The sequence below is a fragment of the Methylobacterium symbioticum genome (assembly GCF_902141845.1).
Taxonomy (GTDB): domain Bacteria; phylum Pseudomonadota; class Alphaproteobacteria; order Rhizobiales; family Beijerinckiaceae; genus Methylobacterium; species Methylobacterium symbioticum.
Genome location: NZ_CABFPH010000001.1, coordinates 76,148 through 89,314, shown reverse-complemented (window position 1 = coordinate 89,314; position 13,167 = coordinate 76,148). Strand labels below are relative to the sequence as shown.

Annotated in this window: 10 protein-coding genes; 5 read left to right on the top strand and 5 right to left on the bottom strand. The window is 70.7% G+C overall.

All coding sequences use genetic code 11. From position 1 onward, the window contains the following. Positions 1-318: 318 nt before the first annotated feature. Positions 319-1,575 carry an MFS transporter gene (locus MET9862_RS00430; protein WP_142581129.1) on the bottom strand — a complete coding sequence of 419 codons (1,257 nt, stop codon included), beginning with the start codon at positions 1,573-1,575 and terminating at the stop codon, positions 319-321. A gap of 567 nt (positions 1,576-2,142) precedes the next feature. Here MET9862_RS00430 and MET9862_RS00425 point away from each other — a divergent pair. Then, positions 2,143-3,759 carry a thiamine pyrophosphate-binding protein gene (locus MET9862_RS00425; protein WP_142581128.1) on the top strand — a complete coding sequence of 539 codons (1,617 nt, stop codon included), beginning with the start codon at positions 2,143-2,145 and terminating at the stop codon, positions 3,757-3,759. 97 nt (positions 3,760-3,856) lie between these two features. Further along, the gene (locus MET9862_RS00420; protein ID WP_142581127.1) at positions 3,857-4,858 is read left to right on the top strand and encodes an ABC transporter substrate-binding protein; all 1,002 of its coding nucleotides are present in this window, start codon (positions 3,857-3,859) and stop codon (positions 4,856-4,858) included. A 34-nt stretch (positions 4,859-4,892) separates the two neighbouring features. Here the strand turns inward: MET9862_RS00420 and MET9862_RS00415 are convergent, their stop codons facing one another. From MET9862_RS00415 to MET9862_RS00405, 3 genes are all read right to left on the bottom strand, one after another. Then, positions 4,893-5,444, bottom strand: coding sequence for a c-type cytochrome (locus tag MET9862_RS00415; protein WP_142581126.1), 552 nt, complete (start codon positions 5,442-5,444; stop codon positions 4,893-4,895). After that, complete coding sequence (gene soxC / locus MET9862_RS00410; RefSeq protein WP_142581125.1) at positions 5,425-6,702, bottom strand: sulfite dehydrogenase; 1,278 nt, start codon at positions 6,700-6,702, stop codon at positions 5,425-5,427. Before soxC ends, MET9862_RS00415 begins: the two co-directional genes overlap by 20 nt. Before the next feature lie 143 nt (positions 6,703-6,845). Next, positions 6,846-7,058: a DUF1674 domain-containing protein gene (locus MET9862_RS00405; RefSeq protein WP_142581124.1), complete on the bottom strand. Its 213-nt coding sequence runs from the start codon at positions 7,056-7,058 to the stop codon at positions 6,846-6,848. 71 nt (positions 7,059-7,129) lie between these two features. On the opposite strand from MET9862_RS00405, the gene MET9862_RS00400 reads away from it, so the two are divergent. From MET9862_RS00400 to MET9862_RS00390, 3 genes are all read left to right on the top strand, one after another. Continuing rightward, complete coding sequence (locus MET9862_RS00400; RefSeq protein WP_438616581.1) at positions 7,130-8,506, top strand: RsmB/NOP family class I SAM-dependent RNA methyltransferase; 1,377 nt, start codon at positions 7,130-7,132, stop codon at positions 8,504-8,506. A 134-nt stretch (positions 8,507-8,640) separates the two neighbouring features. Continuing rightward, positions 8,641-10,668: a threonine--tRNA ligase gene (thrS, locus tag MET9862_RS00395; RefSeq protein WP_142581123.1), complete on the top strand. Its 2,028-nt coding sequence runs from the start codon at positions 8,641-8,643 to the stop codon at positions 10,666-10,668. A gap of 267 nt (positions 10,669-10,935) precedes the next feature. Then, a complete protein-coding gene (locus MET9862_RS00390) occupies positions 10,936-12,411 on the top strand; it encodes a methyl-accepting chemotaxis protein (protein WP_142581211.1) in 1,476 nt (491 codons plus the stop codon). A 49-nt stretch (positions 12,412-12,460) separates the two neighbouring features. On the opposite strand, the gene MET9862_RS00385 is transcribed toward MET9862_RS00390, so the two are convergent. Next, positions 12,461-13,153, bottom strand: coding sequence for an MgtC/SapB family protein (locus MET9862_RS00385; RefSeq protein ID WP_142581122.1), 693 nt, complete (start codon positions 13,151-13,153; stop codon positions 12,461-12,463). Between the last annotated feature and the right edge of the window lie 14 nt (positions 13,154-13,167).

Here is a 13,167-nt window from a genome sequence, read left to right as displayed (position 1 = left end):
ACGCGGGTGAAACTGTGCCGCTCAGATTTAGCGAACGCCATCGAACTGGCTCGGTACCTGCGCGGCCTAATCAATGGTAGGCCGCGTCAAGTCAGAGAGCAATTGTGATCTTTCTGAATCGGCGCGGTTCCCCATGGGCTGCTTTTCCGCGCAGAGGCATCGAAATTCTTCTGATCAGACCGCAGTCTCAGGAGGCGCTTGTCCGCGCCGGCTCCGCTGCGGTCGCGGCAGCAGCCCGCATGGCCCCGCTCGGCGCGGTCGCGGACGAGACCGGCAAGGATCGCTCGCGGATACGCTCCGTCCCGTGCGACCCGATCGTCAGGCCGCCGGTCGCAGCCGGGCCGGACGGGTGCGGCGCTCCGCGAGAAGCGACGCCGCCCAGATGGCGAGCCCACCGAGCGCCAGGACCACGCCGACCCAGCCGGTCGCGGGCAGGCCGAGCCCGGCCGCGAGGGCGAGGCCGGCGAGCCAGGGCCCCAGCGCGTTCGCGACGTTGAAGGCGGAGTGGTTGAGGGCTGCCGCCAGCGTCTGCGCATCCTCGGCCACGTCCATCAGCCGGGTCTGCAGGATGGTGGCGAGGCCACCGCCGCAGCCGATGAGGAACACGACGGGGGCGAGCGTCCACAGGCTTGCCGTCGCGAACGGGTAGAGGGCGAGCGCGCCGGCGCTCCAGAGCAGCGTCGCCCCCGCCGCCGGCATCAGCGCCCGGTCGGCCGCCCAGGCGCAGGCGAGGTTGCCGAGGGTGAGGCCGAGGCCGAACACGGCCAGGATCGGCGGAATGCTGGCGGCAGGTGCCTGGGTGACCTCCAGCATCGTCGAAGCCAGATAGGTGTAGACCGAGAACAGGCCGCCGAACCCGATGGCCCCGGTGGCCAGGGTCAGCCAGACCTGACCCCGGCGCAGGGCGCCGAGCTCCCGCAGGGCACTGGCGCCGGCCGCAGGCGCGCCGTGGGGAGCGAAGAGCCGCACCAGCGTCGCGGTGGTCAGGGCGAGCAGCGCCACGAGGCCGAAGCTCCAGCGCCAGCCGACGAGCTGGCCGATGGCGTTGGCGAGCGGCACGCCGACGACCGTGGCGATGGTCAGCCCCGCGATCACCCGCGAGACCGCTTGCGAGCGCCGGGCCCGTGGCACCAGGGAGGCGGCGACCAGGGCCGCGACGCCGAAATAGGCGCCATGCGGCAGCCCGGCCAGGAAGCGGAAGGCGAGCATCCAGCCATAGCTCGGTGCCAGCGCCGAGAGGCCGTTGCCGAGGGCGAACAACACCATCAGGCCGACCAGCAATGTGCGCCGGGCGATCCGCGCCGCAAGCACCGCGATGACCGGTGCGCCGACCACCACGCCGAGGGCGTAGGCGCTGATGACATGCCCTGCCGTCGGCGCATCAATCCCGAGTTCGGGCGCGAAGGCCGGCACCAGGCTCATCGCGGCGAATTCCGTCGTGCCGATGGCGAAGCCGCCCATCGCCAGCGCGGCGAGGACCAGGGCCGGATGGGCCCCCGGAGCGGGCGCGGCCGTCGCAACGATCGTCGGCTCCACGTCGCGGGGCTCGGTCTCGGGCAGGTCGACAAGGGTCATCGGGCAGCTCTGACGGGGCGATCCGCCGGGGGACCGCTCGTGGAAGGCGACGTGTCGGCGATGGCCGGCGCCTCAGAGGCGCGGCTGTCTCAACAGTGCGGTGCAGCAATCGTTGCGGATATCGGGCGCCTCGCGCACCGGAAGACGCACATGGCCGGATTGCGCGGAGGACAGGGCCCCCGGGCCCTGGATGCGCCGGCGGCCACACCGTCCGTATCGAGCCGGCCCGGCGTCGCGATGAGGAGATCGGGAATCCGAAGGGTGACAGGCGCGGACGGACCCGGCGCAGCTTTCGCGCTATCGAAGGCAAGTTGAATAATTCTGAAGTGATTGAGAATTTACTTGCTTAAATTCTAATCCGACGGCTTCCTGTTCGCCGATCGGAGAGACTACTGGCTGCCTTGCACAGGTGTTCCCGAAGCGGTGCCAGTCTTGCGGATCGGCATCGTGAGATCCGCCGGGGGCTAACCTTGCAAACCCTTCGAATCGGAGCGACCCCGGTCCGAGAGCCGGCTCACCCCGTCCTCGGGGCGCGGGCGCAGGTCAGGATCGGCACAGGGAGGAGAGATGGCTTCGTTGCGTGGGGCGGACATCGTCGCGCAGACCCTGGAGGCGCTCGGCGTCCGCCGCGTCTTCACCCTGTCCGGCAACCACATCATGCCGATCTTCGATGCGCTTCTGGAGACCGGCATCGCGATCGTGCATGTCCGCCATGAGGCCGCCTGCGTGCACATGGCCGATGCCTGGGGCCGCCTGACGGGCGAGGTCGCCGTCGCGCTGGTCACGGGCGGTCAGGGACACTCGAACGGGGCGGCGGCCCTGTTCACGGCGCTCGCCGCCGAGTCGCCGGTGCTGCTGCTCTCGGGCCATGCGCCGTTGAGCGAGCTGGGCCGCGGCGCCTTCCAGGAGATGGACCAGGCGGCCATCGCGCGGCCGATGACCAAGGCGTCCTGGACCGCGACCGCCGCCGCGACCCTGGGCTCCGATCTCGTGCGCGCCGTCCGCATCGCCCGCGAGGGCCGGCCGGGGCCCGTCCATCTCAGCCTGCCCGTCGACCTGCTCGAGGCGCGCGTCCCCGCCGGCAGCGTTCGGATCCCGGGTCCGGAGGCCGCCCGCATCCGCGTGGCCGAGCCCGACGCCGCCCTGGTCGACGACCTCTCGGCGGAGATCGGCCGGGCGGAACGCCCTCTTGTCGTCTGCGGACCCGCCCTGTGCGGCGGGTCCGGGCGCGCCGCGATGGCCGACGCCGCCGAGCGGCTCGGCCTGCCGGTGATCGGGGTGGAAAGCCCCCGGGGGATCAACGATCCGTCTCTCGGGTGCCTGTCCGACGTGCTCGGCCGGGCCGACCTCCTCGTGCTTCTGGCCAAGCCTCTCGACTTCACGCTGAAATTCGGGGGCGCGCTGGCGCCGGATTGCCGGATCGCCGTGGTCGATCCCGATCCCGTCCTGATCGCCCGCGCGCCGGCGGATCGCCTCGTCGCCTCGGGCATCGCCGATCCCGGCGCCACCCTCGACGCCCTCGCGGCGCGCGGCGGGACGCCGCGGCACGACGCCTGGGCCCGGGAGGCCCGTGAGGCGCTGGCCTATCGCCCGCCCGCCTGGGCGGATCTCGCGGGCGGGCCGGCTAGCCTGCATCCGGTCGAGCTGTGCCGCGGCGTCGATGCCTTCCTGAGCGTGCATCCGGAGGCCACGCTGATCTGCGACGGCGGCGAGATCGGGCAATGGCCGCAGGCGCTGGTCCGGGCCGGGCGGCGCCTCGTCAACGGGGTCTCGGGCACGATCGGCGCCTCGATCCCCTTCGCCATCGCCGCGCAGATGGAGCGGCCGGGGGCACCCGTGGTGGCCGTGCTCGGCGACGGCACCTTCGGCTTCCACATGGCCGAGTTCGACACCGCCCTGCGCTACGGCGCGCCGATCATCGCGGTCGTCGGCAACGACGCTCGCTGGAACGCCGAGCACCAGATCCAGCTGCGCAGCTACGGCGCCGAGCGGGCGCGCCACTGCGATCTGCTGCCCACCCGCTACGACGCGGTCGTGAGCGCGCTCGGCGGATTCGGCGCCCTGGTCACGCGGCCCGAGGAGCTCGGGCCGGCCCTGGAGGCGGCGCGGGCGAGCGGAAAGCCCGCCTGCATCAACGTGATGATCGAGAGCGTGCCGGCCCCGGCGATCCGTCGGCCGGCCTGAATCCCGTTCTCGGAGAGGATCCGCTCCGACGCCGGCGCCCGCGCGGAGCGGAGACCGGCTCGCCCGGATCCCCGAGCGCGGCGCCAGGGAGAGTGACATGCGCAGACGGGACGTTCTGGCGGGGGCGGCGGCCTGGGTCGCGGGGCTCGGCCGCGCCGGGGCCGAGACGGGCAGCGTGCGCATCGCCCGCCAGCCGAGCCTCGGCCACCTGCCGCTGATGCTGATGGAGGAGCAGGGGCTCCTTCAGAAGGCTGCCGCCGCCCGCGGCGTCGCCGGGCTGCAGGTCCAGTACGTCACCCTCGCGGGCGGGGCCGCGATGAACGACGCGCTGCTCTCCGGCCAGATCCAGTTCGCGGCCGGCGGCGTTCCTCCGCTCGTCCTGCTCTGGTCGAAGACCGCCGGGACGCCGCTCGCCGTGAAGGGTGTGGCGGCGATGAACAGCATGCCGCTCCTGATGAACACCAACAATCCGAAGGTGCGCTCGATCGCCGACCTCACCGACCGGGACAAGATCGCGCTGCCCGCCGTCAAGGTCTCGGTCCAGGCGATGTTCCTGCAGATGGCGGCGGAGAAGGCGCTCGGCGAGGCGCGCCGCACGGAACTCGACCGGCTCACCGTGACGCTCTCGCATCCGGACGGGATGGCGGCCCTGCTCGCCGGCAACGAGATCACCGCCCATTTCACCGCCGCGCCGATCCAGGAGCTGGAGCTGCGCCGCCCCGGCATCCGCACCGTGCTCAACACCTTCGACATCCTCGGCGAGCCATCGACCTTCAACGTGGTCTGGGCCTCAACCGCCTTCACCCAGGCCAACCCCCAGCTCTACGCGGCCTTCACGGCCGCCCTCGACGAGGCGGTGGCCGCGATCAACGCCGACAAGGCGGCTGCCGCGCAGGCCTATGTCCGTCTCGCCCGCGATTCCAGCGATGCCGGGCTGATCGGCGAGATCCTCGCCGACCCCCAGGTCAGCTTCACGACGACACCCCGGGCGATCCAGAAATACGCGGACTTCATGGCCCGCGCCGGCACGATCCGCCGTGGGGCGGAGCGTTGGACGGACCTGTTCTTCGCGAACGTCCACGACAAGGCGGGGAGCTGAGGCGGAATCCGGCGCGGCCGCCGCCCGGTCCGGCCTATCGGCTCGCGCGCTGCACGTCGGGCCGCGGATCCGGCACGAAGCCGTCGCGGTTCGGCATGCGGATCGCGGCGAGTGCGGCCGCATCCAGCACCGCATCGTCCGGCACGAGGCCGTTCAGGTGCAGCACATAGGCCGAGACCGCGTAGACCTCCGCATTCGTCAGCGATTGCGGGGCATTCAGCGGCATCGCGCGGCGGATATAGTCGAACAGCGTCGGCGCGTAGGGCCAGAAGCTGCCGACGGTCTTGACCGGCTTGCCCGAGGCGAGACTGCCCCCACCGCCGACGAGCCGCTCACCGCTGCCGCCTTCACCCTTCGCGCCGTGACAGCCCGCGCATTGCGCGGCGAAGAGGGTGCGGCCCTGGGCGACGCTGCCGCTCCCGGGCGGCAGCTTGCGCCCGTCGCGATCGATGTCGATGTCCCAGGCGGCGATCTCGGCCTGGGTCGCGGGCCGACCGAGCCCGTAGCGTGGGCCAGCCTCGGCCGCGGCGGCGAGCAGGGGCAAGGCCATCACGAGCGCGATGACCCTACGCTTTGACGAAGCCATTCGTGACCTCCCCGCTCGCCGCGATCCGCCAGGGGATGATCGCATTGTTGTGGTAGAACGACTTCGTGCCGCGGATCGCAGTCAGGTCCGCGAAATACGGCTGCACGTAGCCGGTCTCGTCGGTCGCGCGGCTGAGGATCGTTGTCGGCGTGCCGTCCCAGGTCCAGGGCAGGCGGAAGCGGGTGAGGGCCCGGGTGAGGACGGGGGCCTGCAACTGCGCCTCCGTCCAGCTGCGCCCGTCATCCACCGAGACCTCGACCGTCCGGATGCGTCCGTGGCCGCTCCAGGCGAGGCCGGTGATCTCGTTGAAGCCCCGGGCGATCCGCTGCGTGCCGGACGGCCGGGTGATGATCGATTTCGCCTCCATGACGAAGGTGAATTGCCGCGCCGTGCCGTCGGGCATCAGGTCGGTGTATTTCGAGGTCTCCTCGCGGGAATAGGCGGGTTCGGCCGTGACGTTGAGGCGGCGCAGCCACTTCACGCTCATGTTGCCTTCGTAGCCCGGCAGCAGCACCCGGAGCGGGTAGCCCTGTTGCGGGCGCAGCCGCTCGCCGTTCTGGCTGTAGACGAGCATCGCGTCGTCGAGGCACTTCGCGATCGGGAGGCTGCGGGTCATCGCGGCCGCATCTGCCCCTTCCGCGACGACCCAGCGCGCCTCGGATTTGAGGCCGGCTTCTTCGAGCACGGTCCGTAGCCGAACGCCTGTCCATTCCGAGCAGCTCACGAGCCCGACCAGATCCGAGGCCGTGCGCCCCGACATCGCCTCGAAGCCCGGATTGCCGGAGCATTCGAGGAAGTAGATCTGCGACTCGGACGGGAAGCGCCGGATCTCGTCCATGGACAGGATCAGCGGCGTTTCCACGAGGCCGTGGATCATCAGCCGGTGCTGGCTCGGATCGATCTCCGGGATGCCGCCGTGATGGCGCTCGTAGAACAGCCCGTTGGGCGTGATGATGCCGTCGAGATCCTGCAGGGGCGTGCGGCTGGAGGCCGAGATGTATTGCGGCAGGTTCTTCGGGATGTTCCGGATGAGGCGGCGCTCGTACCGCGAGGGCGTCCCATAGGGTTCGCTGCCCACATCAGCGCCCGGCGCCCGCATCCAGTCCGGGATGCTCGGCGGGGCGTTCGCATCGTCGGCCGCGACGGCTCGCGCCGTGCTTCCGGCCAGGGCGCCACCGACGAGGGCCGCGCCCTGTCCGAGGAGGCGCCGCCGGTGCGGGCTCGCGAGGCCGGCGCGATCCTTGCGTGCGTCGCTCATGGAGCGGTTCCCTCCGAAGCCAGCGCGGTCCGGGCTGGCATCCGTCGGTCGCGCGGCGGCACGAGCCTGCAGGATTCACCGCGGGATGACAATCCGGCTCGGCGGAACCGCGGGCGTCGCCGCCTCGGGTCTGCCGACAGGGATCAGAAGTCGACAGCGAGGCCTTTCACCTCCCAGTCCTGGTAACGCACCGGCTCCAGGCCGCCGCGGCCCTGGTGCTCAGGCTTGGCCGCGATCTCGGCCGCGCGCGCATCGACCGCGGCGCGGCGCTCGGCGGCTTCCGCCAGTGCGCGCCGGGCTGCGGGGCTGAGCGCGCGCGGGGTCGATTCCGGATCCTTCGGTGTTTCGTCTTGCATCGGGCTCGCTCGGATGAAAGGGCAAGGGCCGGCACAGCCGGACCGGACATCCAGGAAAGTGATCGATTAAAGTGGCATTGAGACGGACGCCCCGCAACGGACGCAAAGCCGACCCCGCGCAGGACGCGGCGCTCCCAGAGGCGGCCGGGCTGCCCGCCCGCGCCGCCGCCGCCCGCGCCGTCGCCGAGCTGCTCGGGCAGAACCGGGCGCTCGCCCTTGAGGACGCGCTGGCCCAGCATGTCCGCAGCCTCGCCCCCGCCGATGCCGGCCTTGCGCGGGCCATCGCCACCACCACGTTCCGCCGTCTCGGCCTGATCCGGCGCACCCTAGACGCGCGGCTCGAGCGCGGCCTGCCCGAGCATCAGCCGGTGCTGCTGGCCCTGCTCGCGACGGGTGCGGCCCAGATCCTCGACCTCGCAGTGCCCGACCACGCTGCGGTCGATCTCGCCGTGCGACTCGCCAAGGCCGACCAGCGCACGCAGCATCTGGCCGGGCTCGTCAACGCGGTGCTGCGCCGGATCGCCCGCGAGCGGGACGAGATCCTCGCCGGAACTGCCCCCCTCGCCGACGGGGCGCCAGACTGGCTGGCCGAGCACTGGCAGGAGACCTACGGGCCGGAGCGCGCCGAGGCCATCGCCCGGGCGCATCTCGCGGGCGCCACCGTCGACATCACCGTGAAGGCCGATCCGGAGCTCTGGGCCGCCCGGCTCGGGGCGGCGCTGCTACCGACCGGCTCGCTTCGCCTGCCGGCCGAGACCGCGCCCGTGCCGAGCCTCGACGGGTTTGAAGCCGGCGCGTGGTGGGTCCAGGACGCCGCCGCCGCTCTCCCCGCCCGGCTTCTCGAGGCGCGGCCCGGCGAGCGCGTCGCCGATCTCTGTGCCGCACCGGGGGGCAAGACCGCGCAGCTCGCCGCCGCGGGTGCTCAGGTGACGGCGATCGACCGCTCCGCTCCGCGCCTGGAGCGCTTGCAGCGCAACCTCGACCGCCTCGGCCTAACCGCCGAGATCGTGACCGGAGATGCGCTGAGCCTCGACCGCGCGGGTGAATTCGACGCCGTGCTCCTCGATGCACCCTGCTCGGCCACCGGCACCATCCGGCGCCACCCGGACGTGGCCTGGACCAAGGCGCCGCAGGACATCACCCGGCTCACGATCCTGCAGGCCAAGCTCCTCGACAAGGCCGCCGCGCTCGTGAAGCCCGGCGGTCGGCTCGTCTACTGCACCTGCTCGCTGGAGCCGCAGGAGGGCGAGCGCCAGATCTCGGACTTCCTCGCGGCCTATCCGGCCTTCGAACGGGTGCCGGTCGAACCCGCCGAGGTCGGCGGCCTGTCCGAGCTGATCGACGCCAACGGTGATCTGCGGACGCTCCCCTGCCATCTCGGCGGCGGCACGGATGTGCGCGGCGGACTCGACGGCTTCTTCGCGAGCCGCCTGCGCAAGAAGGCGTGAGGCGGGCGTGAGCGCGCCGGCCGTTTCTTCCGAACGAAAATCGGTCTAAACGGCCGCTCCCGCGCCGGGCGCGGGAGCCCAGATCCCCCGCTTACCTGCCGCGTTCGCAGGAGTGAGCCAGGAGACCCCAGACGATGCCCATCCTGACGTTCCCCGACGGCAACACGCGCGCCTACGACGCGGCGGTGACTGGCCGTACCGTGGTCGAGGGCATCGCCAAGTCGCTCGCCAAGCGCACTGTCGCCATGGCTCTCGACGGCGTGGTCGCCGATCTCGACGACCGGATCGAGCACGACGTCCGGATCGAGTTCCTCGACCGCACGGACCCGCGCGCGCTCGAGCTGATCCGGCACGATTGCGCCCACGTGCTGGCCGAGGCCGTGCAGGAGCTGTGGCCCGACACGCAGGTGACGATCGGTCCCGTGATCGAGAACGGGTTCTACTACGATTTCGCGCGTCCCGAGCCCTTCACGCCCGAGGACTTCCCCAAGATCGAGGCGAAGATGCGCGAGATCATCGCGCGTGACGCGCCTTTCACCAAGGAGGTCTGGAAGCGCGACGAGGTCCGGCAGCTCTTCGCCGACAAGGGCGAGGGCTACAAGGTCGAGCTGGTCGACGCCATCCCTCCCGGTGAGGACCTGAAGATCTACCGGCAGGGCGCGTGGTTCGACCTGTGCCGCGGTCCGCACATGACCTCGACGGGCAAGGTCGGCACCGCCTTCAAGCTGATGAAGGTCGCGGGCGCCTATTGGCGGGGCGATTCCAACAACCCGATGCTGACGCGCATCTACGGGACCGCCTGGGCCACGAAGGAGGATCTCGACGCCTATCTCCACCGCCTGGAGGAGGCCGAGCGCCGCGACCACCGTCGCCTCGGCCGCGAGATGGATCTCTTCCACTTCCAGGAGGAGGGGCCCGGCGTGGTGTTCTGGCACGCCAAGGGCTGGACGATCTTCCAGGAGCTGATCGCCTATATGCGCCGCCGCCTGAGGCAGGACTACGCCGAGGTGAACGCGCCGCAGATCCTCGACAAGGCCCTGTGGGAGACCTCCGGCCACTGGGGCTGGTATCGCGAGAACATGTTCGCGGCCCAATCCGCCGGCGAGGAGGCCGAGGACAAGCGCTGGTTCGCGCTCAAGCCGATGAACTGCCCGGGCCACGTTCAGATCTTCAAGCACGGGCTGAAGTCCTACCGTGACCTGCCCCTGCGCATGGCCGAGTTCGGCGTCGTGCACCGCTACGAGCCATCGGGCGCCATGCACGGGCTGATGCGCGTGCGCGGCTTCACCCAGGACGACGCCCATATCTTCTGCACCGAGGACCAGCTCGCCGACGAGTGTCTGAAGATCAACGACCTGATCCTCTCGACCTACGCCGATTTCGGCTTCGACGAGATCGTGGTGAAGCTCTCGACGCGCCCTGAGAAGCGCGTCGGCTCGGATGCGCTCTGGGACCATGCCGAGGCGGTGATGACGCGCGTGCTCGGAGAGATCGAGGCGCAGTCGGGCGGGCGCATCAAGACCGCGGTCAATCCGGGGGAGGGCGCCTTCTACGGGCCGAAGTTCGAGTACGTCCTGCGCGACGCCATCGGCCGCGACTGGCAGTGCGGCACGACGCAGGTGGACTTCAACCTGCCGGAACGGTTCGGCGCCTTCTACGTCGATGCCGACAGCCAGAAGAAGCCGCCGGTCATGGTCCACCGCGCCATCTGCGGCTCGATGGAGCGCTTCACCGGCATCCTGATCGAGCATTTCGCCGGGCATTTCCCGCTCTGGCTCGCGCCCGTTCAGGTCGTCGTCGCGACGATTACCGGCGAGGCCGACCCCTATGCCGAGGAGGTGGTGCGCACGCTCAGCCGCGCGGGCCTGCGCGTCGAGGCGGACCTGCGCAACGAGAAGATCAACTACAAGGTCCGTGAGCACTCCCTGGCCAAGGTCCCGGTGCTCCTGGCGCTGGGGCGGCGCGAGGCCGAGGAGCGCACCGTCTCGATCCGCCGGCTCGGCAGCCAGAAGACCCAGACCCTGCCGCTGGCCGAGGCGCTCGCGGCCTTCGTGGCCGAGGCGACCTCGCCGGATATCCGCCGCGCCGAGGCGGTCGCCGAGACGCGCCCGAGCGCGGATGTCACGCTCGACGCGCAGCATCCGGTGCAGGCCGCGCCGTAGGCTATCTTCGGCGAGGGCGTGCATCTACTTCGCGATGCAACCATGAATTGGCGTCGTGCCCGATCTTTATTGACTGGGCACGGGCATGTAAATTCCTATTTTTCGCCCGCCAGACGCGTCGTTCGCTCCGAAATGATCAATTGTGATTGAAACGGAGCGCAAAAATTTCTCCGGATCCGGTTTGAATTCAGAAACCGTCAGGAATCGTCAATTATGAACATGCCTCACGGCGGCGCCTGAGCCGCGAGATGAGGTGAAACAGCCATGATGTTCGGCGCCAACAGTGAGCGAGCCAAGCTCAAGGCGATCGGGGCAGCGCAGGCCGTGATCGAGTTCGATCTGCAAGGCCGCATCCTGGACGCGAACGCGAACTTCCTGCAGGCGTTGGGCTACCGGCTCGACGAGATCAAGGGCCAGCATCACAGCCTGTTCGTCGACGCCGCCGAGCGGGAGACCCCGGCCTACCGCGCCTTCTGGGACGCACTCCGCCGAGGCGAGGCGCAGATCGCCGAGTTCCGGCGCATCGGCAAAGGCGGCCGCGAGGTCTGGATCCAGGGCAGCTACAACCCGCTGCTCGACCGGTCCGGAAAGCCCTACGGCGTGCTGAAATGCGCGACGGACGTGACCGAGCAGAAGCTGCGCAATGCGGATTTCGAGGGCAAGCTGCAGGCCCTCGACCGCTCGCAGGGCATCATCGAGTTCGAACTCGATGGGACCGTGATCACCGCCAACGCGAATTTCCTCGCTGTCGTCGGCTACGGCCTCGCCGAGGTGCAAGGCAAGCACCACTCCCTGTTCGTCGATCCGGCGGAGCGCGAGACGCCGGCCTACCGCGCCTTCTGGGAGGCGCTGCGGAAGGGCGAGTTCCAGCAGGCCGAGTACAAGCGCATCGGCAAGGGCGGCCGTGCCGTTTGGATCCAAGCGACCTACAATCCCGTGCGCGACGCGGCCGGTCGGCTCGTGAAGGTCGTCAAGTTCGCCACCGACATCACGCCGGCGGTCGAGGATCGGCACCGGCGCCTCGAGCTGCAGCGCGGCGTCGACCGCGACCTTGACGACATCGCGAACTCGGTCTCGCAGGCCTCGCAACAGACGACGAGTGCCGCGAGCGCCTCGCAGCAGGCTTCGGGCAATGTGCAGGGGGTCGCCGCGGGTGCGGAGGAGCTCGCGGCCTCGGTCGGCGAGATCAGCGCCCAGGTCGCCCGCGCCCTGCAGATCACCCGCCGCGCGGTGGATCAGGCCACCGCCACCTCGACGGTGGTCGGCGGGCTCGCCGCGGCAGCCCAGCGCATCGGCGAGGTGGTCGAGCTGATCGACCGCATCGCCGCGCAGACCAACCTGCTCGCCCTCAACGCCACGATCGAGGCGGCCCGCGCGGGCGAGGCCGGCAAGGGCTTCGCCGTGGTCGCGGCCGAGGTGAAGGATCTTGCGAGCCAGACCACCAAGGCGACCGAGAACATCAGCAACCAGATCAGCGCCACCCAGTCGGCCGCCAACGAGGCGGCGGCGGCGATCGCCGGCATCGCCGAGACGATCGGGCAGGTGAACGAGATCTCGGCCGCGATCTCCGCTTCTGTCGAGCAGCAGGCGGCCGTGGCCCAGGAGATGTCGGCCAACATGCAGGCGATGACGAGCGCCGTCTCCGAGATCAGCCAAAGCATTGGGACCATCGCCGCCTCGACCCAGTCGATCGAGACCGCGACCCACCAGGTCCGCGACGCCTCGCGCAGCATGGCGGCCTGATCCGGCGGGGCTGAGGCGGATCGCGAGATCCGGCCCGCGAAACCGGGTCTCAGGCCGCCTCCTCCCAGACGACGCGCTCCACGCCCGGCGTTTCATGCAGGGCGGCGAGCAAGGCAAGCGACCAGGCCGATCCGCGGGCCCGGTGGGCGCCGAGGCCGATCACGCGCCCCGTGCTGCCGGCCTGCTCGATGGTCACGGAACTCAGGCCGAGGCCGTGCGCCTCGAGCACGGCCAGGATGGCCGCGTGCGAGGTCCGGCCCGCGTCGAACTCGACCGTGACGCTGCCGTAGCTGCGGCGGCGCAGGATCGTCTCGACCCATTTCAGGCCCTGCAGCACCAGAAGCCCGCCCACCGTCGCGGCCGTGCCCAGGGGCCAGGCGCCCGCGCCGAAGCACAGCCCGACCACCGTGGCGAGCCAGACCGCCGCGGCGGTGGTGACGCCGCGCACGATGTTGCCCTGCTTCAGGATCGTGCCGGCGCCGATGAAGCCGATCCCTGCGAGCACCCCTTGCGCGAGGCGCATCAGGTCGAGGCGCAGCACGGTCGTGTCGGGCGTGACCGTATGCGCCAGAAGCCAGTTGGCGAGCAGCATCGCCGTGCAGGCGGCGAGGCAGATCAGCACCATCGTGCGCAGGCCGGCGGGGTGGCCGAGTTCCTCCCGGTTCCAGCCGAGCAGCGCCCCCGCAGCGAGGCTGAGGGCGAGGCGGACGAGGAGGGTGTCGAGGCCGAGATCCGTGCTCATGAGCCGTCTGGACG